This window comes from Paenibacillus sp. 1SOY10 (genome assembly GCF_056836745.1).
This window is the reverse complement of record NZ_JBXENK010000003.1, coordinates 396,146-421,238: the sequence shown is the minus strand read 5'-3', so window position 1 is coordinate 421,238 and position 25,093 is coordinate 396,146. Positions and strand designations below refer to the sequence as shown.

Here is a 25,093-nt window from a genome sequence, read left to right as displayed (position 1 = left end):
AATCTCGAAAATCAGCCGATTTGTGCAAATTAGCGGGAGGATTTCCCACTAGTATGCTAAGAATCCTTCAGTTTCTGGGGGTAGTGGCTTCTCCCACCTGATCTCGTTAGTTATTATGAGCTATCGCCACTTGGGAGACACTCTACCGTTGATGCTAGTTAAGCACAAGTGGCGGTGGATTAGTGCGCTAGGTAGTTGGACAGTTGCATAGTTGGGTTGGATGAGTTCAAGTGGCTCAGTTGACTAGTCGGGGGTAGAGCTGGTTAGCTCGGCTCAGCGCGCCACGGCTAGCACCACCATCCCGATGCCATGCACCTCAAGGCGCGGCGGCACAGGGGCTTCGGCCGCCCCGTCGGTGGCGGCCGCACCCGGCAAGGGGAGCGGCTGCGGCTCCCCTGCTGCCGGGACGCTCGCGCCTGCCGTGAGCGCGAGCACATGCTCGCCGCCAAATCGGACCTCCCAGGGTCCGAGGGCGGGCAACTCCAGCAACAACGCAGCAGGGCGGGCGTTGTAGAGCACGTACAGGTGGCGGTCGGGGTCGCCACCTGCATGGTCGCGCAGCGTGAACGCTACTGCGCGAGCCGGCGCCGCCTCGAAGCGCAGCCGAGCGCGGATCTCTTCCGCCGTGCGTAAACGGAACGCAGGATGCGACCGGCGCAAAGCAATCAGGCTGCGCATATAGGACACGTCGTCCTGCCGCTCCGCACATCGCTGCCAATCCAGCCAGTTGATCTCCACCGGGGACTGGTAGCTGTTCTCTACCCCGTCCTTCGTGCGCATAAACTCCTGCCCGGCGTGAAGGAACGGGATGCCCTGACTCGTCAAGACGATAGCCGATGCCAACCGGTGCATGTCCCGCCGCTCTTCTTCCGTAGCTTCGGGCACGGACAAGGCCAGCTTATCCCATAAGGTGTGATTATCGTGACATTCCGCAAAGTTGACGGATTGCACCGGGGACAGCGCAAACTGCTGGATCGTCCCGCCATAGGAGATGCCTCCGACCACACCACGCTTGATGCCTTCCTCGAAACCCTCTGCGCCGCTGACAAAACCTTGGTCCGGCGCGTGGAACACCGGGCCCTTAATGGCATCACGCAACCCGTCATTGAACATGCCGATTCCGGGTAGCTTGGCAGCATTGCTTTGATTAGCCTGGAGTTCCTGCGGCAACACCGTATCCATCTGCCAGCCCTCCCCAATCATCAGCAGCGAAGGGTTAAGCTCATCCAGACGGCGACGAATTTCTCGCATCGTATTGATATCCATCAATCCCATCAGATCAAAGCGAAAGCCGTCAATATGATATTCCTTCGCCCAATAGAGTACCGAGTCGACAATATACTTGCTCATCATGGGCCGCTGCGTAGCACATTCATTCCCGCAGGCTGAACCGTTAGATAAAGTACCATCTGGCCGATAACGCAAATAATATCCCGGCACCAGCTTGCTGAAATGAATAAGGTAACCATCATACACATGATTGTAGACGACATCCATCACGACCCGTAAGTCTCGGGCATGAAGCTCCTGGATACAGCGTTTGAGCTCCGCAATTCTGACTGCCGGAATATAAGGATCTGTCGCATAAGAACCCTCCGGCGCATTATAATGATGCGGATCATACCCCCAATTGTAGCGGGATTCATTATCCGTAGCGGTTTCATCTACACTTTCCTTTGCATAGTCAAAAACAGGCAATAGCTGGACATGCGTCACACCCAGGCTCACGATATGATCCAACGCCGTCACTATCCCTTGCGGGGAACGGGTTCCTTTTTCGCTAAGGCCCAGGAATTTCCCCTTATATCTAACCCCACTCTCCGGATGCACGGATACATCACGAACATGTAGCTCATAGATGACTGCATCCACAGGGGACAGCAGGCTTAGGCACGCATCCAGATCCCTCTCCCATCCTGGCGGGTTTGTCTCCTTGAGATCGATGATGGCCGCCTTCTCCCCGTTCACTGAGACCGCTTTGGCGTAAGGATCTACGGCCTCATTCCATTGCGCTCCTATCCGCACCCGGTAGGTGTAAAGCCAGTTGTGACAATCGCCAGGGATGGTCAGCGTCCATGTCCCCCCAATATCCCGCTGCATCTCCACTTCGCTGGCTGACTCACCTTTTCCGGGAATATAGAGGGCCACTCTTGCCTCAGAGGCGGTAGGCGCCCATAAGCGAAAACGCGTCTGCTCCGGAGTGTATACAGCCCCCAAGTCGTTGCCTTCATAGAAATAATGACTATCAAATGCCGGAGCATCAAATACGGAAATTCCATCAGTAACTACAGGATCACCGTAATCTATTGACCCGGTGCAGTTCTTTTGTACCGCCAGCCTGATTCCCCCTCTCTGCTTACTGCTTTATCATATGGCAGCTTTCCTTCAAGCGGTTACAAATAAAAAAGCGCAACGGCGGGGGCTCGCATAGCCCTTACACGTTTGCGCTTCTCCTATACTGGGGTTCCGATAAAATCAGACGTGGGCACTCTTTAGGTAGCCCTGCTTGCTGTTCTCAGGCTGCTTGCTTGCGGATATAAGCCAAATCGTCCAGCATTAGCTCGGCAAAACCTTCTTCTATTGTAACTCCGCTCTGTACCTCGATCGACAGTTTGAGTGTCTTTAACCGTAGCTCCTGCTCAATCGGCAGCTTGGCTTTCTGCAAGGAAGTAATCTGCTTCTGGAGTACCTTTACAGCATCTCCGGCCCAGATATAACCTGCCTCATCCCCTAAATCAACCACCTCATCCAAATGGTCGATATCGATGGTAATCTCAAAGGTAAATTCCTCAGAAGCTGTATGTCCTGCGACATCGGTTGCCTGAACGGTCAGCTTGTAGCTTCCGGGCGCCAGAGAGAGGGGGACTACCTCCGTAATTGAGGCAATGCTCTGGCCGTTAAGCTGATAAGAGGACGTATGAATTCCGCTGCCTTGATCCTCCAGCAGGGCTGTAATCGGCAAGGCTGATTCAATCTGTAACACCTGGCTGTCTCCAGTAAAGTTGATCTGTGGCGCAGTCCGGTCTACGTTGATATATAATAACTTGGCCACTTCCTCATTGCCTGCTTGATCCCAAGCCCGATACTCAATCTCATACCGTCCATCCTCGTCAATGACAAGCGCCGACTCAAAGCTGATCCATTCTCCGCCATTCAAGCGGTATTCAATACGCTCTACGCCGCTGCCGCCCTCATCCTCGGCATGGAACCGGATGGTGACGATGTCCAAATTGTAACGATCTTCTCCAGTCTGTCCTGCTACATCAGCCACCGTAACCGGAGCGGTCAGGTCGGCTTCGGAAGAGCTTGGCACCACCTGATCCAGCGTCAGCGGTTTTAATTGATAGGTGCCGCGAAATACCGAGGCAATACCGCTAATATCCACTCGGGTGCCCACCGGAAATAATGTGTTAAATTCGTCCATGCTTACGCCCGTTCGTCCGTCAAACCGAATACGGTTAGCCTGTCCATCCTCAGATAGCGCATTGAATTCAAACGACCCAGCCGGAGCAGCCGTAACTACATCCTCTATTTCCACATTTGTTAAAGTAATGAGCTGTCCCTGGTTCGCATCATTCACAGTATCCTGAATCTGAGGCAGCGGAATCGTCCCGGTTCCCAGCTTCTCAATATGCACCGGGTTCTCCAGTTCTACCTCTCCATTGTACAAGGTACGAACCGCGCTGATGCGAATCAAATCGCCCGCCTGATAACCTGCTTCGGATTGAAACACATAAATGCCGGCTGTTTCATCTTGTAGATAAAACCCTTGTCCTCCGAATAGACCGGGCTGTGAAGTAATTATCCCTTCTACCGTGACCACCGTTCCCTCGGCCGCTTCACGAGCAACAAAGATGGTCGATAACTCAGGCACAGGAGGATGGTCGCCTGGCAACGGTTCGGCCGCCACATTGCCCAGAGTCACCGGGTTCGTAATGGCATTGGCACTGCCTTGCTTCAACCGCAGATTGGCCCCGGAGGCCGTTACACCTGACTTAAGCTGAACCGTCAAATCCTTGGAGGCATAACCTTGTGCATTCCCAGTAAGCGAAAACTCTGGACTGTAGTTATAATCGGACCATGTACCCGCATCATTCTTGAATCTGGCAATCTGCTCCCCGCCAGGCAAATAAATACCAGCACGCAAGCCCGAGACAGTCTGGCCTGGTGTTAATCCGTTAGCTGTTAAGCGGATTTGGAATTCCTGCTGGGTGGGGAGAGTCGCTTGATGTACAAAGGCCAGAATGGGTTCCGTCTCCGGAGCCTGTACAGAACCGTAAGACCCTGGCTTGAAGGTAGTCGGGTCATACCACTTGTACCCGGGAGCCGGCTGGGCCCATGGTTCTGGCTTAGGCTCCGTCGTCAGTGCGGGTGCCTCGTCAGCATCCAGGACAGTTGGCGTATCCAGTTCTAATCCCGGCACGTCGCTGAACGAAGTATAGTTCTCATCATGGGCCAGCCACTTGACGGTTTGTACCAGGAACAAGGCATCATCCGCTTCTTTGAAGCCGTCATAAGTTTTCTTGCTTTGCCCATTTTCTTCACGGACATATTTAGGGGTTGCGTCTTCCACCGGTGAAGAATCACCAATAAAGGCAGCCTTGCCAAGCCCTAACTTACCAATGGCTGCATACGGGCCCTCAGCCCGTCCCCCGTTGTTATAGACGCCTTCATCTACCGCATTGCCCCATGCCGGCACACCGGTAGGAACATACACCAGGCCTTTGGCCTTCTCCGGGTCTATAATAGCCAGCGTAGAACCCGCGTGCATCGCCACAGCGTCTACTCCTGCTGTAATGCCGAAGCTCTGGGATGCACTTACAACATCATTGGCATCTACATCTCCTAGCGCATTAAAGCGAAATCTTACGCCGAAATGGTCAGCCAGCCAATCTGAGCTAGCGACTCCTTGCATAGCCGGAGAATTGGCTTCCGCTGAAGACATACCCTTGGCCGGATTTTCATAAGCTCCACGGCGATACCCGTTGAAGGCTTCAGAGGAATCCCAGCGATTCTTGTTGCGATCCGCATTATAATGGTCGGAGATAAAGAAGACAGCCCCGCCATCCTCTACATATTGTACCAGCGCATCTTGCTCCGCCGTTTTAAAGGGAATATTCGCCTCTGGAATAATAAATACATCATAAGGCTGCAAGCCTTCATAAGTAATAGGCACTTCGCCAAACGTATACGGTACCGGGCGTTCCAGCGAATCTACCGTAAACCCAACTTCCCGAAGTCCTTGGGCAAAGTCGGAAAAAGCACCGTCGATGATCCAGTCTGCCGCACCTGCGGTTTGGGCATGAGCATTATCAAACAACACACTTTTTCCCGTTCCGTCCGGTAAAGGTGAGGTTTCACCGGGTTCTTCCTCATCCGGGTCTTCTCCAGGTTCTTCCCCTTCACCAGGATTTCCCGGTTCCGTAGTAGCCGCGGCAATTTGTGTAACGCTCTTCAGCCCCGGAAAATTATTGTAGGCAGCCAGTGTGCCCGAGACGTAAATTTGTTGTCCGATCCAATCTGGATTGCTTTGCAGTCCGAACTCCGAACGCAACGCGGATGGGACTTGCACGTTGACAAGTTTGGCCTTATCCTGCTCCCCTGCCGTATCGGCAATCAGGAGATTGAAGTCATTGCCAAAGGGAGCCGTAAAGTTGGCAGATAACGAACCAGTAGCATGTCCTACCACAATGCCAGCAACCTCTACTACTTCGCCGTTATTGCCCTTGGCAATGGCATCCGCAACGCTGATCCCGGCTGCATCTGCATAGCTCCCGATCTCTTCGTCACCAGTCTCCTCTGTAGCTTCCAGGCCTGTACCTAGGGTTGACCAAGGATTTACGGATAAAGTTTCTTCCTCTGGTTGGAGAAGGTCTTGCAGCAATTCCTCTGTTCCTTGCTCTGTCAAATCTCGGGATTGTTGCGTGTGGACTACCGCTTGTACCTCTGGTGCAGCTTCAGCCCTTGCAGATGTCCCCCATCCCGGCATACCGGTCATTGCCAAGACCCCTGCCAGCATAAGGCCAAGCCACTTCTTGCGCCAAGCGTTCATCATCAACCATTCCTCCCTATCCTGTATGATTGGACTACTCCTCCATCATATAAGGGGTTAAATTGCTGATGATTACCTGAATGTTAAAATATTGTAATTTCTCACAAAAAAACACACCTTGCCATCTGTAACGATGCAAGGTGTGTTTGATCCGTTCCTATATCATGAATACTCGCCCGTGTTATCCAAACCAGGATTTAATCATAACGGCGTCAGAAGCCAGAAAGACCAGCAAGCTGATGATGCCAAAGCCAATGGCAAACAGGTTCTTCTTCGGGCGTTCCATGAGCAAGCGAACTACACCGATAAAAATAATGATTGTGAATAGAATCATAAAAATATCGAACCCGTTGAACGTTGCTGCCGATGCTCCGGCCGTTGCAAGCAACATCCCGAACCCCCCTCTAAATCCAGAAAATGATGTTCTCCCTCTATGTTATCTTGCCTTTTCGATGGACGCAAGCAAAAAGACAAAAAAACGTCAAATTTATTAACAAAATCATCTGTAAATAACGTTTTCATCGATAAAAAAGTTCTTGACATAATAAAATATCATTTATTCTTTAAGGTTATATAAGGAAGTTTTATACAATTGTACCCGCTTTCTTTATTTACCCTACCAGGCATCTATGATACGATTACGATAATATATCATAGTTATTTAATCGGAATTAAATGTACTACGGTAGTTATGAAGGAGGGGTATGCATATGGCCTATGAGCCAATCTGGACCACCGCACCCGAGAAGCTGAACAAATTTGAATTTGTAAAATTGGAAAAAGACGGACTGGATGTCATACGCACTATTATTGAAGAATATGCCACGTCAGGATATGACTCTATCACACCGGAAGATATGGATCGCTTCAAGTGGGCTGGCGTTTACCAGCAAAAGCCCAAAGATGGCCATTTCATGATGCGGGTCCGTATTAATGGTGGAATTATGGATACAGCGCAAGCCTATGCACTCGCCGAGATTGCCCGGTTATACGGACGAGAGCTTGTTGATGTGACTACCCGCCAGGCGATTCAATTCCATTGGCTGCGTGTAGAGCATCTGCCTGATATCTTCCAGCGGCTTGAACAGGTCGGCCTCTATTCCTTCGAAGCCTGCGGAGATTGCCCACGTACCATCGTCGGCAACCCCCTCGCTGGCATCGATAAGGATGAGTTATTAGATACCACCGAGATCGTCGAAGAGGTTAATCGCTTCTTCTTATTAAATCGGGATTTCTCCAATTTACCCCGTAAATACAAAATGTCGATCTCATCCAATATTTATAACAACGCTCAAGCTGAGATTAACGATCTATCGTTTACACCTGCGGTCAAAGTGATCGACGGCAAGGAAATTATCGGCTTTCATATTATGGTTGGCGGCGGCCTATCGGCAAAGCCACACTTGGCCAAACCGCTGGATGTCTTCGTTAGACCCGAAGACGTGCTCAAGGTAGCGATCGGGGTAACGACGATCTTCCGCGACTATGGATATCGGGAGAAGCGCCATCACGCTCGTTTGAAGTTCCTGATGGCCGACTGGGGGCCCGACAAGTTTAAGGAGAAGCTGCTGGAGCAGGTCGGCAATCTTCCCTCACGAGGAGAAGACAAGACTGCCGGCTGGCAAGCCGCGTATTTTGACGGGGTTCATCCGCAGAAACAACAGGGACTAAATTACATCGGTCTCGGTGTTCCGGTCGGCCGCTTGAATGCAGATGAGCTTATTCAACTCGCTCAGGTAGCCGAGCAATACGGCGACGGCAAAATTCGGACCACGATGTCGCAAAATATTTTGCTCAGTGGAATTCCTGACGAGAAGCTGGATGAAGCTCTGGCGGCTCCTGTCCTGGAGCGGTTAACTCCGTACCCGAAGCATTTTATGAGCCGAACCGTGTCCTGCACAGGAAATGAGTTTTGTAATCTGGCTATCGTTGAGACGAAACGCCGAGCCGTAGAGGTTGCGGAGCATCTCGATCAGCATGTGACTCTGACGGATAAGATCCGCATCCATTTCGTGGGCTGCCCCAATTCCTGCGGACATAAGCATATCGCCGACATCGGTCTGCAAGGCTCGCTGATCAAAACACCTGAAGGGATGGTTGATGCCTTCGACATCGCCGTGGGCGGAACTCTGGGCGGTGGAGATCAGGGTGTGCAAGCCCGCTTCAATCAAGTCTTGAAAGGAAGAGTTAAGGGGGATCAAGTTGCCTCGGTATTGGCACAATTGCTCCAATTCTACAAGGATCAGCGAACGGATGCTGAGTCTTTCCATGAATTTGTACAACGGGTAGGCATCCCGGCATTCCAGGAACAACTCAGCCGCATTCTGGAGAGCAGCATCGCTTCCTAAGGCATTTACGCAAAGCAGCAAAACATCAGCAACATGCATAATAGACCGTGCATTCATCTCCTAGAGATCAAATGCACGGTCTATTATTTATAACTCTATCCTACTTCACGGTCCTGTATATCATCTTCATCCATTTCAGCCGTGCGCCTAGTATCACGTTCAAGCACTGGGGCCAGGTAACGTCCGGTATAGGAAGCTTCCACTTGCACAATGTTCTCCGGCGATCCGGTCGCAATGACCGTACCGCCCCCGCTTCCACCTTCCGGTCCCAAATCAATCAGATAGTCCGCCGTTTTGATGACATCAAGATTATGCTCAATCACCAGTACCGTTTCTCCCGAATCTACAAGGCGGTGCAACACTTTCAGCAAGCGGTCGATATCATCCACATGCAGCCCTGTTGTCGGCTCATCCAGAATGTAGATGGTCTTGCCAGTACTCCGGCGATGCAACTCGGATGCCAGCTTCACCCGCTGAGCCTCACCACCAGACAACGTCGTTGCTGGCTGACCAAGCTTGGCATACCCCAGGCCAACATCCAGCAGGGTTTGCAGCTTACGATGAATCTTCGGAATGTTCTGGAAGAACTCTGTAGCATCCTCAATCGTCATCTCCAGCACATCGGCAATACTCTTGTTCTTATATTTAACCTCCAGCGTCTCCCGGTTGTACCGCTTCCCCTTACATACCTCACAAGGCACGTATACGTCCGGCAGGAAGTGCATTTCAATCTTGATGATGCCGTCTCCCCGGCAAGCCTCACAACGTCCACCCTTGATGTTAAAGCTGAAGCGACCCTTCTTGTAGCCGCGCACCTTGGCCTCGTTAGTCTGCGAGAACAAATCACGAATATCGTCAAATACCCCGGTATACGTTGCCGGATTAGAGCGCGGCGTGCGGCCAATCGGAGATTGGTCAATATCCACGACCTTATCGACATGCTCAAGTCCCTTGATCTCCTTGTATTGTCCAGGACGGACTCTAGCGCGATTCAAATCACGAGCCAGTGTCTTGTATAGAATCTCATTAACCAGTGTGGACTTACCCGAGCCCGAGACTCCGGTCACCGCCGTAAAGACACCTATAGGAAACTTGACGTTCAGGTTCTTCAGGTTATTCTCACTGGCCCCCTTCACTTCCAACCAACGGCCATTAGGCTTGCGACGCGCAAGCGGTACCGGAATAAACTTCTTGCCACTCAGATACTGGCCCGTTAAGGAACGAGCATCATCCATAATCTGCTCTGGGGTGCCTTGAGCTATAACTTCGCCACCATGAATACCTGCTCCCGGCCCAATATCGATAATGTAATCGGCCGCCATCATGGTGTCCTCATCATGTTCAACCACGATCAGCGTGTTGCCCAAATCCCGCATATGCGTCAGTGTAGTGATCAGACGGTCATTATCCCGTTGATGCAGACCAATACTAGGTTCGTCCAGGATGTATAGCACACCCATCAGACTGGAACCAATCTGGGTTGCTAGCCGAATACGCTGCGCCTCCCCCCCGGACAAAGTACCCGCAGCCCGGCTAAGCGTCAAGTATTCCAGCCCTACGTTCACCAAAAAGCCCAAGCGGCTGCTAATTTCCTTGAGAATCAGGTTGGCAATAGCTTTCTCTTTCTCAGAGAGCTCCAGACTACCAAAAAATTTCATAGCTTCGCCAATAGACAATGACGTAGCATACGCCATATTCTGACCATTTACAGTCACCGCAAGAACTTCTTTCTTCAGGCGATGGCCTTTGCAACTTCCACAAGGCTTGCTGCCCATAAATTGTTCGATGAATTCACGAATTCCCTCGGAAGCCGTCTCCCGATAACGCCGTTCCAGATTATGAACGATCCCCTCAAAAGTAACGTAAGCATCCTTCGTCATTCCGAAGTCATTATGATAGCGGAAGCGAATCTTGGTTTCCCCGGTTCCATAGAGTAACTTGTCCATATGCTCTTTGCTTAGCTCGGAGACTGGAACATCTTGCCGGATATCATAATGCTCGCAAACCGATTTCAAAAATTGCGGATAATAGTTGGAGGTGCTACCGGCCCAAGCTTCAAAAGCTCCATCTTCAATCGTTTTGGATTTGTCCGGGACGAGCAATTCGGGATCGATAATCATTTTGACTCCAAGCCCGTCACATTCAGGGCAAGCCCCAAAGGGACTGTTGAAGGAGAACATTCGTGGTGACAGTTCATCGATGCTAAAGCCGCAAATCGGGCAGGCGTAATTGGAACTAAAACGCAGTTCCTCCTGACCGATAATATCGACCAAAATCTGACCACCTGACATTTTCAACGCCGTTTCGATAGAATCAGCCAGCCGAGTGCGTGCATCCTCTTTCACCACGATCCGGTCTACAATAACCTCGATGGAGTGCTTCTTATTCTTCTCCAGCTCAATATTTTCGGATAAGTCCCGTTGCTCTCCATCCACGCGTACCCGAACAAAACCTTGCTTGGCAATTTCGCTAAACAAAGTTTTGTGCTCGCCCTTCTTGCCCGAGATTACCGGGGCTAAGATCTGCAAACGGGTGCGCTCCGGATATTGCATAATCCGGTCCACCATCTGCTCGATGGTCTGGGATGTAATTTCAATCCCATGCTCCGGGCAATGGGGATGGCCCACCCTGGCGAACAATAGCCGAAGATAATCATAGATTTCAGTCACGGTCCCTACCGTGGAACGAGGGTTACGGCTGGTCGTCTTCTGGTCAATGGAAATAGCCGGCGACAGCCCTTCAATGGAATCCACATCAGGCTTCTCCATCTGCCCCAGGAACTGCCGCGCATAGGCTGATAAGGACTCCACATAACGACGTTGTCCTTCAGCATAAATGGTATCAAAGGCCAGCGAAGATTTCCCCGAGCCGCTTAATCCTGTAAGTACAACAAACTTATCCCGCGGAATGGTAAGATTTATATTTTTGAGATTGTGCGCCCGAGCGCCTTTGATTACGATATTTTCACTAGCCACCATTTCCATCTCCCTTGAAGAAATCTACAGTTTACTCCGCCTTAAGCTCCAGAATGGCATCACGCAGTTCGGCAGCGCGTTCGAATTGCAAATTCTTCGCCGCCTCCTTCATCTCGGTCTCCAGCCGCTTGATCAGCGACTCGCGATCGCGCTTGGACATCTTGCTCTTGGCTACATCGGTCAAGTAATCGCTTTGGCTCTCTGCCACCTTGGTCGCCTCGATGACATCCCGGATTCTCTTACGGATCGTCTGCGGCGTAATTCCATGCTTCTCGTTATATGCAATCTGAATGGTACGTCTGCGTTCGGTTTCCTTCATAGCACGGTCCATAGACTCCGTGATGTTGTCTCCATACATAAGTACGCGACCGTCCGAATTCCGGGCTGCCCGGCCAATCGTTTGAATCAGCGAACGTTCGGAACGTAAGAACCCTTCTTTATCGGCATCCAGAATGGCTACGAGAGAAACCTCCGGCAAATCCAGCCCCTCGCGCAGCAAATTAATACCAACGAGGACATGGAAGGTCCCCAGCCGCAAATCGCGCAGGATACTCATCCGCTCCAGTGTCTTGATATCAGAATGGAGATACCTTACTTTAATACCCACTTCTTTAAAGTAATCCGTCAGGTCCTCCGACATTTTCTTGGTCAGCGTCGTTACCAGCACCCGCTCATCCTTGGCAATACGGTCGCGTATCTCACCGATTAAGTCATCAATCTGTCCCTTCGTTGGACGGACCTCAATAATGGGATCAAGCAGCCCCGTTGGACGAATGATCTGCTGCACGGTCGTCGGACAATGCTCTAGCTCATAGGGGCCTGGCGTTGCAGAAACATAAATTAATTGTGTGGCCTTCTCTTCAAATTCCTCAAAGCGAAGCGGACGATTGTCCAGAGCCGATGGAAGGCGGAAGCCATGATCCACCAGCACGTTCTTACGAGCCTGGTCACCATTATACATTGCACGGATCTGGGGAAGCGTGACATGAGACTCGTCGATGACTACAAGCATGTCGTCCGGAAAATAATCCATCAACGTATACGGGGTAGCTCCCCGCTCACGAAAGGTCAGTGGACCGGAGTAGTTCTCGATCCCGGAACAGAACCCGACCTCCTTCATCATTTCGATATCGTAGCGTGTGCGCTGCTCGAGCCGTTGGGCCTCCAGCAGCTTTCCTTGCTCCCGCAACAATTCCAGCCGCTCCTCCAGCTCACGCTCAATGTTGCCTATGGCAACGCGCATCGTTTCCTCCTGGGTGACAAAGTGAGAGGCTGGGAAAATAGCGGCGTGCTCTCGCTCACCGATCAGTTCGCCAGTGAGCACGTCAATTTCGGTAATTCGTTCAATTTCATCGCCAAAAAATTCTACACGAATGGCATGCTCTCCCCGAGAAGCTGGGAAAATCTCTACCACGTCTCCACGAACCCGAAATGTGCCGCGTACAAAGTTAAGATCGTTGCGCTGGTACTGAATATCTACCAGGTGACTCAAAATTTGATTGCGCGGCTTCTCCATCCCTACTCGCAGTGACAATACCAAATCACGATATTCTATAGGCGAACCGAGACCATATATGCACGATACGCTCGCCACAATGATGACATCCCGCCGTTCGAACAAGGACGTCGTGGCGGAGTGGCGCAGCTTATCAATCTCTTCATTAATACTGGAGTCCTTCTCAATGTACGTATCCGAAGAAGGGATATAAGCCTCCGGTTGATAATAGTCATAATAGCTGACAAAATAATCTACCGAGTTATTAGGGAAGAACTCACGAAATTCGCTGGCCAGTTGTGCTGCCAACGTCTTGTTATGCGCGATAATCAGGGTAGGACGTCCAAGCTTCGCGATGGTATGAGCGATCGTAAAGGTCTTCCCTGTTCCAGTTGCGCCAAGCAGTGTCTGATGTCTCTTGCCAGCAAGTGTACCCTCCACCAGTTGGGAGATCGCTGCTGGCTGGTCCCCTTGCGGCATAAAGTCGGAGATTAACTCAAACTTATTGTCGCTAACCACGATTTCACTCATTGTCCAACATCACCCTATCGTCTAAAATGAAATACTAGAGATGTTTGATCTCTTCTATAAAAAAATGAATGAGACTCCTGTCTCAATATTGGCGGCTGATATAAACTAGCATCGTCATGATTCCGATGAATAAACCAAGTCGAAATTAACGTAAGCTTCCTTATTTTACAAAATAGGAATACGTGTTCCCGTGTATTATACCTTTTTCGTCCTGGAGATGCAAACGGTAAGTCACGGCAAGTTCTGAATAGGAGTGGTTCTCAACCCATGGATATTACTACAATTATAGGCCTTATTATCGGACTCGTCGCACTGGTGGGAGGCTTCCTGCTTGAAGGCGGCCAAGTGGGCGGTCTGCTTCAACTTACCGCTGCGCTCATCGTATTCGGTGGCACCTTTGCCGCTGTTCTGATCAGCTTCCCTTTGGCCAAACTGCGTACGCTTCCCAAAGCGCTATCTCTGGCATTTATTACTAAGTCAAACTTAACAAATAACATTGTCGAGGATATCACCGGCATGGCAACCATTTCTCGCCGCGAGGGCGTACTCGCTCTGGAAAGAACCGCCGAAACCCATGAGGACCCTTTTCTCCGTGAAGGAATTCAACTGATTGTTGACGGAACCGATCATGGTACGGTTCGCCAAATGCTGGAGCTCGAAATTGATGCAGTCGCCAAGAAGCATGAGGGATATGCTAAAATCTTTGAATCTGCGGGTGGCTACGCGCCAACGATGGGAATTATCGGCACCGTGATGGGGTTGATTCACGTGCTGGGTAGCCTGACCGAGCCAACTGCGCTGGGGCCAGCTATTGCGCTCGCCTTCACCGCCACCTTGTATGGTGTGGCCAGTGCCAATCTGATCTTTCTGCCAATTGCCTCCAAAATCAAGGCGTGCAGCGAGGATGAACTGGACCAAATGGAAATGATTTTGGAAGGCATCCTCTCAATTCAGAACGGGGATCATCCCTTGCTTGTACGCCGTAAGCTCGAATCCTATAACGTCGATACAGACCGCCCTTTGTCTGGCCGAGATTCCGAATTTGACTTTAGGAGTAACCCGCGTTTTCCTTCAGGCTCCCGGGAGAATGAACTATGAGAATGAGGGACAAGCCCACTCCACCGCCTGCACATAGCGGTCCGCAAAGATCACGGCGCAGAAGAATGGGTCAACGTCAGGATACCAAAGACCGCTGGATGATCACGTACGCCGATCTCATTACCTTGTTGCTCATTTTCTTCGTGGTGATGTATGCCATGAGCCGATTAGACGTGGAAAAGTACGAAGTCGTCACCGCTTCCTTGCAGCAAACGTTCAAGAGTGGGGATTCCATCCTTGAGTTGGGCAGCGGGGTCACAGGAACTGCTGACCGCTATAATCATAAAAATCCGCCAACCCCATCAGAAGATCCAGAGTCTGGCGGTAAGGCCACTAATGGTGGACAAGAAGGGGAATCTCCATCAGCTCAAGAAGAAGCCGGGGCTCCGTTAACTGAACGGGAGCTCGCCTTCCGCCAGCAGGAACAGGAACTGGCTTCCTTGATGGGACGCATTGAATCTTATATTGAGGACAATCAATTAGATGAACAAATTAAGGTTACTGATCTGCCTAAGGGCATATCCATTACCTTAAGTGATCAATTTCTGTTCGATACCGGTAAAGCCGAGCTAAAAGTGGGATCAGAAAAAACATTAAGCCGCTTGGCCAGTTTATTTAAGGAACTGAACACCATCATCAGCATTGAGGGACATACGGATGATCAGCCGATCAGGTATTCCGCTGCATTCAAGGATAATTGGGAACTGTCAGGGGCTCGGGCCCTGTCCGTGCTGCGCTTCTTCCTTGATAAGGAACAGCTTGACCCGCAGGATTTCCAATACGCCGGCTACGCCGACACTCGTCCGGCTGCGGATAATGATACCTCACAAGGGCGCCAAAAGAACCGCCGGGTAGAAATCACCGTATTACGCCAGTTACAACAATAGAGAACAAAAAATACGCCGCTTGGCTACACGCTCCGATAGGAGCCGTAACCAAACGGCGTCTTGTCGTCTTTGGACTGACTAGGCCCCAGCCGCCGGACCATCGCTTGGCGGCACAGTCACGGAAGCGGTAGATGGCTCGGCACCCAAGCTAGTGGGGCCACGCCCCGCCTCTGTTGTGCGAGCGCTCCGCTTCGGACGCAGCAGTTGCCATAACGACAACGGCTGCAACCGCACCGCCGCTGGCGCGAACTCATCCGGCGCCAGAATGGCTCCGAGTTGATGATGGTCGCCTGCGTATATAGCGCGCTGGAGGAATTTACTCTCGCCCGCGAGATTTAGCACCTCCAGCTTGCAGAATGCAGGGTTAATTCGCAGCGCTGCATGTAATTCTTCCTTTGTAGGTACCGGCACGCCATTAACCTTGACAATGGTCTCGCCCGGCTGAATTCCCAGCTCTTCGGCTGGGCTGCCTGGCAGGATCGCAAGGACCTTGAGTCCACCTGGCGGGTGGACAAACAGCGGACTCCGCTGCTGTTCTTCATGACGGCTGTACCAGACCAACCCTTCATGCAACAACCAGGCAATCAATGACGCCGCCAATACAAGTGGGCTCCACCAGACACTGCCAAGAGCCAGGGCCAATACCAGCACACCATAGGCGAGCAGACGGCCTGAGGATACTCTGGCCTTATCTTTAGGCAACAAGCCGGTAGTCATTTCCGAGAAGCCCATCATAATGGGCAGGGCCATTATACCAAAGCCCCCTTGCCAGGCTTCTCCTCCGAACAACGGTGTCCACGGCAGAACCCCGCCGGCCGTCTGTGCAGGAATCAGGAGAAATAACGGTACTGGCCACAAACTCTGCATCTGATAGCCGCCAACCAGCCTTCCCCGCTTACCTTCATAAAATAACGGACCGGCAAAAGAAGCCCCCTGCCACCCCACTAGCAATCCCTCAGCGATATGCAGCAATCCGACCAGACAAAGCAGTGCCGGAATGTCCAGTTCCCGAATAATACGAACTACCTCGTAAATCCCCCCTGTCCCACTTAGGTCAGGGAAGAAATGAATAATAAATTGAATGACTCCAAGCGCTCCAACGGCATAAGCCAGGCATAAGTAACGGACGCGCAGCAACATGAACAGGAGCGTAACCGCCCAGAGACATAGCAGGCCTTCCCAGGTCAAATTCATTCCCAGGAATACAAAGACCAGTGAAACGGCTATACCCGCTAGCAATCCCCCCAGCACTGTTCTCCAGGTTTGCCTTCCCCAGCCATGCAAGCGAACATGGAATAACCGCCGCTCCAGCACAACCTGCCTGCGGTAGATCAACATCGTGATGATAATCGCAATATAGTAAAACGGCTGTAAGAACAATTGAGCCGCAGCCATAGCGAGGCTCCATAATCCTTCCAGAATGAGATCCACCGGTTCTCACGCTCCTCTTCTCAACAAACCCGGTCTAAACAGCAACGACAGGTTCATCATCATCAAATCAAGAAAAAAAGAAGGCCGAAGTGCAGCCTTCCAAGAAGAATTCGACGTTTATGAGCCAATCTCCTTCCGTACTTCCTCCACCGCGCGATTTAACTGCACGTCATTTTTGGGATCACGGATTTGTTCAATGAGACTGCTCTCCAGCGCTTCTGCGGTCTTCGCATCCAAGACACCGGATGGCTCAAGCTTCAGGGCCACCTGGAATTTCTTCAATGCACTTTCCGTATGTCTGTCGAAATAACCATCCTTCCGGCCAGGCTGGTAGCCAAGACCATCCAGCATCGTTTGGGCACTCTTGATATCCTCACCCAACATATCATACTGATAGGTCTTCTCTTTATTAATCGGAGCCACTGTAAAGTAATCTGGCTGCGATACCACGACGTCTGGCTGAATTCCCTTCTGGTGAATCCATTCTCCGTCTGGCGTCAACCATTTGGCTACCGTGATCTTCAGCAAGCTGCCATCGCCCATTTCACGACCGTAGCTGGATTGCACCGTTCCCTTACCATAGGTAGCTTCCCCGACTAACTTGGCTCCCGCCGATTGCTGGAGCGCACCGGCCAGTATCTCCGATGCACTGGCACTCCCCTTGTTCGTTACTACGACGATCGGGTAGTTCTTGCCCTCGCCATTGGAAGCGGTTTGTTGCCGCTGCTTGTTCTTGTTCTCTACCTGCACAATAACCTTGCCTTTGGGCACAAACATTTCTGACATGGCCTCCACGACATCAAGCACGCCACCCGGATTATTCCGTACGTCGATGACCAAGCCCTTCAGCCCTTGCTTCTCCAGCGTGTCCAGCTCTTTCTTGAACCGTTCTACAGTATTCATCGAGAATTCCGTAATCTCAAGGACGCCTACACCGCCGCTTTCCATCTTGGCATATACGGTCTCCAGCGCAATATCATCACGCTTGATGCTAAACTCCAGCGGAGTAGCCGCGCCATTACGTTTGACCCGCACCTTCGCCACAGTACCTTTGGGACCGCGAATTTTGGCCACGGCTTCATTGAGGCCGAGCCCTTCCAGTGACTCTCCGTTAACCGCCAGCAGGATGTCCTTGGGCTGGATGCCTGCCTTCTCCGCTGGGGAGCCCTTAATAGGAGAAACCACAACCACATTGCCATTCTCCAATGACACCTCAGCACCGATGCCCGTGAACGAACCTTCGATCTGTTCCGAGAATTGTTGCGCCGTGTCCGGAGCCATATAAGAGGAGAACGGGTCTTCCAATGCATCCATCATTCCGTCGATGGCACCATTAACCAGCTTTGTCCGGTCTACCTCTTCTACATAATTATTCTGTACAAGCTCCAGTGCCGTCTCGATCTTCCGAATATCTTCCTTTGCCCCGGAACTGGCCGTATCGGCAAAAATCCCGCTGCGCAGCGGACCCGATCCAGCGAAGCTCCATTCTCCCGTAAAAGTCAATGTCAGTATACAACTGACCAGCATAGTCACGACCACAAGCAAGGCCACTGTACGCCCCTTAAACATCGATGAATTCACCGCCTCTGATGATGGAATCTGAACGTCCCATAGTATATGTCCAGCTAATGAGAAATATTTACAACCGGAAAAACGGATAGTCCAACCCCTGACCAGGGTGGGTATCCGTTTTTCGAACACAGCATTATTTTATTACAAATACGGCATAGGGTCTACTGGGTTACCATTAATACGTACTTCAAAGTGAAGATGCGGGCCTGTCGAGTTACCGGTGCTACCTACTTCGGCAATCTTTTCGCCTCTCTTCACCTGCTGGCCCTTCTCGACCTTAATCCCACCATTGCGAATATGGCCGTAAAGCGTCCAGACGTCATCACCATGGTCGATGATGACCGTATTCCCGTAACCGCTCCACCATTCGGCGACGATAACGACACCGCCCTCTGCCGCATGAATATCCGTACCTTGAGGAGCTGCCATATCCACACCGGTGTGCTTCTTCTTCACGCCAGTGATCGGGTGGATACGCGTCCCGTAATTTGAAGAAAGCCGAGCACCACTAACAGGCACACTCATCGATCCGCCGTTGCCTTTGAAGCCTCCAGAACCGTTTGAACTCTTCTTATAGGTATATACCTGAGCAGCCTTAAGCTTGTTCTTTTCTTTCTCCAAGGCCGCACGTTTGGTTGCCAGCTCGATGAGCAGAGCTTCCTGCTCCTCACTGATTTCTTCCGATTGCTCAATTTCTTCACTATACTTAGCAATAAGCTGTTGCTTCTCTACCTCTTTGGTTTCAAGTTCACTCTTGTGAGATTCTGCATCCGCATAGAGCTGCTTTACCTTCGCATAATCCTGCTCCAATTGTTGCTGCTGCTGCACAATCAATTCCTTGTCGTGCTTATGTTCCTCCAGCAATACATGGTCCTGATCGGCAATAGCCTGTAAGGAATCGGCGCGCTCCAGGAAATCAGTAAAGCTCGTGGAGGATAAGAGCACATCCAGATAAGATACCGCTCCATCCGTATACATTAACCGAATGCGGGAATCGAGCAAGTGAGAACGTTCCTCGATTCTCGCCTTCGTCTCGTCCAATTTCTCAGCCGTTACGCGCAGGTCCTGCTCTGTGTTCTCGATATCCAGCGCAATTTGACTCAATTGGTTGCTTACGGCATCAATCTGTACGAGCAATTCGTTCAAATAGTTCGTGTTCTTGTTTACGTAATGCTGGGCTTCTTGCTTCTGGTTAGCTGCATTTTCCTGCTGCTGCTTCGCTTGCTTGGCTTGTTCCTGAAGTTGCTTCAGTTCTTTGTCGATTTGGCTAATGGTTTTCGTTTTTGCCGTACCTTCCGCAGGCTGAAAGATCAGAGCGGCCACGGCAACTGCTGCGATTACGGATACCCATTTTCTCAACTTCGTTTCCCCATCCTTCTCTTAGAGGCCCCTCTTTAGAACCTCGTCATAATCAACAAAACAGACTTCTTCTCCTCCAACTACACCTTCAAGAACTTGCGAATAGACATGGTGCTGCCCCAAACTCCGATCAACAATCCCAACCCCACCAGCAGACCGCCCAATTCCAGGCCTACCTCATTAATGGGAACCAGTTGAATCGCTATAGTAATATCTGCGCTCACCGACTGAACCAACTGATTGTAGCCGACAAACAGGACAGCTACGGTAATTAAAGAGCCGATCAAACCAATCATCGCTCCCTCTATAAAAAACGGCCCACGGATAAATGCATTGGTTGCTCCTACCAGCTTCATAATTCCAATCTCGCGGCGACGGGCCAGAATAGTAACCCGAATTGTATTGGAAATCAGAAACATAGCCATCAAGGCAAGTCCTGCCACAAAGGCAAAACCAATGTTGCGAATTGCCCGAGTAACCTTGAACAGCTTCTCCACCGTACCTTGGCCATAATTAACCTTGTAAATAGGTATGTCTTCGTACTTATCATTTAAAGCCGATATTTTGTCTGCTACCTGGGGTGCCGTTGTCGGCTCTACAACCTTAACCTCAAACGTATCAGGTATCGGATTGGTCTCTTCGTCATACCCTTCAAGCAGGTCCTTACCTTCATCCCCCAGCTTCTCTCTAAAATCCTTCAGGCCTTCGGCCTTGGGAATGAGCCTCACTTGACTCACTTCCTCCATAGCGGCAATATCGCTGTGGAGTTGATCGATCATGGCCTGCGATACGCCAGAGCTCAGATAAGCCTTAAGCTGCACCTGACTATCCGCGTCATCCGCAAAGGAGTTCACATTAAGAACCAGTAAAGAAAATACACCCAAAATGAATAGCGAGACAATAATGGAAGTGACCGAGGCCACTGACATCCAGCCATTGCGAAATACGCTCTTGGCGCCCTCTCGCAAATGCCGCAAGAGGGTACTAATGCTCATAGCCGTAATCCCCTCTCAACTGGTCTCGCACGATATTGCCATGTTCAATTGCGATAACACGCTTGCGCATGGTATTGACGATTTCTTTATTATGAGTAGCCATTACGATGGTTGTTCCCCGGAAATTGATCTCATCCAGTAGTTGCATAATGCCCCATGATGTCTCAGGGTCGAGGTTGCCGGTAGGCTCGTCCGCAATAATGACAGACGGGTTATTGACAATAGCCCGAGCGATGGCCACACGCTGCTGCTCTCCGCCGGAGAGCTGGGATGGATCACGATTTGCTTTATTCTTCAGACCAACTAAATCAAGCACTTCCATGACACGTTTCTTGATGACCTTCTTAGGCGCCTCGATAACTTCTAGAGCAAAGGCCACATTCTCATAAGCCGACAGCTTGGGAAGCAAGCGGAAATCCTGAAATATAACTCCGATATTTCGACGCACATAAGGGATTTTTCGAGGCTTGAGCTTGCCAATATTAAATCCGTTAACGGAAATCTGCCCCTTCGTAGGCACTTCCTCCCGGTATATAAGCTTCATAAATGTCGATTTCCCTGCACCTGAGGGCCCGACCAGATATACGAATTCATTACGATCAATTTTGACTGAAACGCCTTTGAGGGCGTGGGTTCCATTCGTGTATGTCTTCCAGACATCTTGCATTTCTATCAATTCATCACGTCCTAAATCTTTTAAATGACCCTATCATACTTTCGACACGTTCCCGCCAAATCCTTTAAAAGACGAGCAATTTCATGACCGTCCGATTTTTATTGTAACAAATATGTTACTTTTTGAGTACCTGAAAGTTTTCGGAAATGGAACATATATATAATGGTACAGGCTGGCTTCCTTGCGGGAAGCCATATATTCCGCCATTTCAGGGAGGCTGCGATGCGTAAGAAATATTGGATTGCACTCATTGCCAGTGCTGTAATCCTAAGTCTAGCTATGTTCGGAGCATTATATATGTACGCTGCGCGGGATACTCTTCCGCCCGGTGTTGCCATAGCTGGCATAGAGCTTGGACGGCTCTCGCCGGAGGAAGCACTAAAGAAGCTGGAGCAAGAACTGGCCGCTCTTCAGCACAAAAAGGTTATTATCTCGGCAGGGGATCATGCTCAGACCTTATCCTGGGCAGAGGCTGGCATCACGTTCCAGGTCAGAGGCCTTCGCGAGGAACTGGAACGACTTACACAGGGGAGCCTGTGGCAACGCGCACAGGTACGCAAGCATTTTGCTCGTTCATGGCCCATCCAGACTTCCTTCGATCCAGCAGTGTTGAAGCTGATCTTCTCGGCAGAATGGGAAACAGGCCAATTCGGCAACCCCGTAAACGCAGTAAGGACGATTACGACAGACGATCAAATTCGTTATTCACCAGGCACCTCCGCTCAGCGAATCCACTGGGAAGAGCTAAAAACGAGCTTACCAATGCAACTTGCCAAAGAATTGAAGCGTATAGAGCAGGCACAAGCAAATAGTGGTGTAAGAATGCCGTTTTCAAAGGCGATGACCCCACTGACCATCTCGCTGCCTCTGAGAGCGGTCTCTCCTGAGGTCACGATAGAATCCTTAAAGAAAGAAGGCATTCGCCGCAAGATCGTTCAATTCTCTACCCGCCTGCTCTCTAGCGGAACAGGACGCGTACACAATATCGATTCGGCAGCCCGAAGTATTGACGGCATTGTGCTGGAACCAAACGGTATCTTTGATTATGGGGAGGCCGTGGAATATGCCGAGAAGACTTATGGCTTTCGCGAGGCCCCGGTCATTTTCGGAGGCAAGCTCGTTCCAGGGGTCGGAGGTGGCATCTGTCAGGTGTCCAGTACTCTCTACAATGCAGCGGTCCGGGCAGGCCTGGACATTATTGAACGCCGCAATCACTCGCTGCCTGTCAGTTATTTACCGAAGGGGCAGGATGCGACTTTTGCCAAGGGATACATTAACTTTCGCTTCCAGAATACCACCGGCCAACATCTGCTCATTCGAGCGGAAGTGAAGAACCGGATACTGACCGTGAAGTTATTCGGCGATATGCCGGAGAATATAAGCTATACCATGGAATCGAAGACGACCAAAACATTACCCGCGCCCAATAAATATGTTGCTAATCCCTCATTACCCAAGGGAGGCCGTCAGGTGCTTATTCCTGGAAAGCAGGGGTATGTCGTTGAGACGTATCGTGTGAAACGCATTAATGGAAGTCCGGTGGAGCGGACCCGACTTTCACGGGATACCTATCCTGCACAACCCACTGTCATCGCCGTCCATCAATCGGGTGGTTCCGGGAAGAAGTCGTCGCAGCAACCTCGTCGCCAACTATTAGAAGATGGAGTTACTGGGCCAAATTTTCGCTGATATTTCAAAATGATGAGAAAAATTGTAAGGCCCCCTTTCTCAGCAATCTAAATATTTCCCCGGAAATTGTCTGTTTTACTCAGATAAAATCCGCAAAATAAATGAATTCGCCTTCCTTCTCCCACCTTATCGCGGGTGTAGTCGCCATTTGCCGATTCTTACCGCCTTGCTGTATACTTGATCAGCAGTTGGTCCCATGCTCGATGGGCTAGGCAAGTCAGCTTAGCTGAATCGATATTGTTGGCCAACATTCTAAGGAGGCGCTTCTTTTCTCATGCATAAGACTATTGCTTCACCGATCAGTGAATCACGCAACGTCTCGGCTCCATTGCTGGTCACAGCCATCTTGTTAACCGCAGCCGCATTGCGTTCCCCTATTACCGGGGTTGGTTCCATCATTGGCGAAATCGAGGCCACTACCGGCCTATCTCATACCTTATCCGGTCTACTGACTACCTTACCGTTACTGGCCTTTGCCATATTTGCACTAACTGCTCCCAGACTTGCAGCCAAGCTCGGAACGGAGCGGACCTTATTTTATTGCCTGCTTCTGATGACCGGGGGAATTCTTATCCGATCTTTGCCTTTCACAGTGGCCCTCTTTGCCGGGACGGCCTTAATAGGAATGGGCATTGCGGTATGTAACGTCTTGTTACCTGGTCTGATCAAACACAATTTTCCACTTCGTGTCGGACTCATGACAAGTCTGTTTACTTCCTCATTGAATCTGTGGGCTGCTATATCCTCGGGGATCAGCGTTCCCCTTGCACAATCACCATTAGGTTGGAGAGGTATGCTGGCAAGTTGGGCGCTATTAACAGCAATTGCAGCTATTCTTTGGTTGCCTTCGTTGCTGCAACGCCGTACCGGAAGACAAGGGACAAGCTCCGAGACAAGCGGAATGTCTTCGGCTCAAACTAATACCGATACGACCACTCCGGCCCGGACCGGGAGCGTCTGGCGCTCTCCTGTAGCCTGGATGGTCACAATCTTTATGGGTTCTCAATCCATCATGTTCTATATCAGTATTTCATGGCTACCGGATATCCTGCACGAACAAGGCATGAGTGCAGCTCAAGCCGGCTGGATGTTGTCATTGATGCAAATGGTTAGCATGGCTGGCTCCTTCCTGATGCCGCTCGTTGCTGTGCGCACCCACAACCAGAAGTTGCTCACCGCTGCCTCAGCCGCCTTCTTCCTGCTCGGATTCGGCGGAATTTGGCTCGCCCCAACTTCGTTGGCTCCCCTCTTCATCATTCTGATCGGGAGCGGATCGGGCGCAACATTCAGTCTGGTCATTGTCTTCTTCTCGTTACGTTCACGTACCGCGCTGCAGGCCAACCAGCTATCCGGCATGGCTCAATCTGTAGGTTACCTGCTGGCTGCCGTCGGGCCCACATTGCTCGGTTTCATCCATGACCAGAGTGGTAGCTGGAACACACCACTGGCTGTCGTCATCGGCCTCTCGTTGCTCACAATTGTATTTGGCTATGCCGCTGGCCGAAGAGGATATGTAGACGCTAAATAGGAACCTGTTGGATCTTGAAGCTCTCATTCCGTAGTATGGCTGTTCAAATCACTTGCGGCCTACTACGGGGATGCAGGATATGGAATATGGGATATAGGATATGGGATAGACGATGCGGAATGCTGGATATAGGATTCGCGATATGGGATAGGCACGTAGTCCCTTGGATTCCCCGCTCTAGCTAACGGGAAATCCTCCATATAAAACTTGATTCACCCCCTGGTTACCCACCTTTATAGGGAATTCCTCCCTATAATTTTGCCTCTAACGTCTGAATTGGACCTAAACCACAAATTTATAGGGAGCTTTTCCCGCTAAGTTCCGTAAATCAGCTTATTTGCGCTAATTAGCAGGAGGATTTCCTGCTAGTGTTCATTCAGCATCCAGAGAAGGTGCACCGCACCTCTCTGCTGAACTCACAATAGACAGGGCCCCTCCGTAAAATGGAGGGGCCCTG

Annotated in this window: 15 protein-coding genes; 5 read left to right on the top strand and 10 right to left on the bottom strand. The window is 50.8% G+C overall.

Translation table 11 applies throughout. The features are described from left to right. Window positions 1-273 precede the first annotated feature (273 nt). From pulA to AC1VOR_RS12665, 3 genes are all read right to left on the bottom strand, one after another. Complete coding sequence (gene pulA / locus AC1VOR_RS12675) at window positions 274-2,337, bottom strand: type I pullulanase (protein ID WP_482618330.1); 2,064 nt, start codon at window positions 2,335-2,337, stop codon at window positions 274-276. A 178-nt stretch (window positions 2,338-2,515) separates the two neighbouring features. Beyond that, window positions 2,516-6,055: a DUF6359 domain-containing protein gene (locus tag AC1VOR_RS12670; protein WP_482618310.1), complete on the bottom strand. Its 3,540-nt coding sequence runs from the start codon at window positions 6,053-6,055 to the stop codon at window positions 2,516-2,518. 178 nt (window positions 6,056-6,233) lie between these two features. Then, the gene (locus AC1VOR_RS12665; protein WP_482618309.1) at window positions 6,234-6,443 is read right to left on the bottom strand and encodes a hypothetical protein; all 210 of its coding nucleotides are present in this window, start codon (window positions 6,441-6,443) and stop codon (window positions 6,234-6,236) included. 319 nt (window positions 6,444-6,762) lie between these two features. Between AC1VOR_RS12665 and AC1VOR_RS12660 the strand changes: the two genes are divergently transcribed. Continuing rightward, entirely contained in the window at window positions 6,763-8,400 is a 1,638-nt protein-coding gene (locus AC1VOR_RS12660) for a nitrite/sulfite reductase (RefSeq protein WP_482618308.1), read from the top strand. Window positions 8,401-8,495: 95 nt separating this feature from the next. Here AC1VOR_RS12660 and uvrA read toward each other — a convergent pair whose 3' ends face one another. Both uvrA and uvrB read right to left on the bottom strand, forming a co-directional pair. Further along, window positions 8,496-11,375, bottom strand: coding sequence for an excinuclease ABC subunit UvrA (uvrA, locus tag AC1VOR_RS12655; protein ID WP_482618329.1), 2,880 nt, complete (start codon window positions 11,373-11,375; stop codon window positions 8,496-8,498). Between the two features lie 31 nt (window positions 11,376-11,406). Then, a complete protein-coding gene (gene uvrB / locus AC1VOR_RS12650; RefSeq protein WP_482618307.1) occupies window positions 11,407-13,401 on the bottom strand; it encodes an excinuclease ABC subunit UvrB in 1,995 nt (664 codons plus the stop codon). 267 nt (window positions 13,402-13,668) lie between these two features. Here uvrB and AC1VOR_RS12645 point away from each other — a divergent pair, with 267 nt between their 5' ends. Both AC1VOR_RS12645 and AC1VOR_RS12640 read left to right on the top strand, forming a co-directional pair. Continuing rightward, window positions 13,669-14,499 (top strand): flagellar motor protein, encoded by an 831-nt coding sequence (locus tag AC1VOR_RS12645; protein WP_482618306.1) that lies wholly within the window; start codon window positions 13,669-13,671, stop codon window positions 14,497-14,499. Next, window positions 14,496-15,386, top strand: coding sequence for a flagellar motor protein MotB (locus AC1VOR_RS12640; protein ID WP_482618304.1), 891 nt, complete (start codon window positions 14,496-14,498; stop codon window positions 15,384-15,386). Before AC1VOR_RS12645 ends, AC1VOR_RS12640 begins: the two co-directional genes overlap by 4 nt. Before the next feature lie 78 nt (window positions 15,387-15,464). Here AC1VOR_RS12640 and AC1VOR_RS12635 read toward each other — a convergent pair whose 3' ends face one another. The 5 genes from AC1VOR_RS12635 to ftsE all read right to left on the bottom strand — a co-directional run bounded on the left by AC1VOR_RS12635 (window position 15,465) and on the right by ftsE (window position 21,419). Further along, window positions 15,465-16,817: a PDZ domain-containing protein gene (locus tag AC1VOR_RS12635; RefSeq protein ID WP_482618302.1), complete on the bottom strand. Its 1,353-nt coding sequence runs from the start codon at window positions 16,815-16,817 to the stop codon at window positions 15,465-15,467. A gap of 117 nt (window positions 16,818-16,934) precedes the next feature. Beyond that, window positions 16,935-18,386, bottom strand: coding sequence for a S41 family peptidase (locus tag AC1VOR_RS12630; protein ID WP_482618300.1), 1,452 nt, complete (start codon window positions 18,384-18,386; stop codon window positions 16,935-16,937). A gap of 144 nt (window positions 18,387-18,530) precedes the next feature. Further along, complete coding sequence (locus AC1VOR_RS12625; RefSeq protein WP_482618298.1) at window positions 18,531-19,748, bottom strand: murein hydrolase activator EnvC family protein; 1,218 nt, start codon at window positions 19,746-19,748, stop codon at window positions 18,531-18,533. A gap of 80 nt (window positions 19,749-19,828) precedes the next feature. Further along, window positions 19,829-20,743: a permease-like cell division protein FtsX gene (gene ftsX, locus AC1VOR_RS12620; RefSeq protein ID WP_482618296.1), complete on the bottom strand. Its 915-nt coding sequence runs from the start codon at window positions 20,741-20,743 to the stop codon at window positions 19,829-19,831. Then, entirely contained in the window at window positions 20,733-21,419 is a 687-nt protein-coding gene (gene ftsE / locus AC1VOR_RS12615) for a cell division ATP-binding protein FtsE (RefSeq protein ID WP_059049953.1), read from the bottom strand. Before ftsE ends, ftsX begins: the two co-directional genes overlap by 11 nt. A 222-nt stretch (window positions 21,420-21,641) precedes the next feature. Between ftsE and AC1VOR_RS12610 the strand changes: the two genes are divergently transcribed. Both AC1VOR_RS12610 and AC1VOR_RS12605 read left to right on the top strand, forming a co-directional pair. Beyond that, the gene (locus AC1VOR_RS12610) at window positions 21,642-23,108 is read left to right on the top strand and encodes a VanW family protein (protein ID WP_482618293.1); all 1,467 of its coding nucleotides are present in this window, start codon (window positions 21,642-21,644) and stop codon (window positions 23,106-23,108) included. A gap of 274 nt (window positions 23,109-23,382) precedes the next feature. Continuing rightward, on the top strand, window positions 23,383-24,636 hold the full coding sequence (locus AC1VOR_RS12605; RefSeq protein WP_482618291.1) for a CynX/NimT family MFS transporter: 1,254 nt from the start codon (window positions 23,383-23,385) through the stop codon (window positions 24,634-24,636). The last annotated feature ends 457 nt before the right edge of the window (window positions 24,637-25,093 follow it).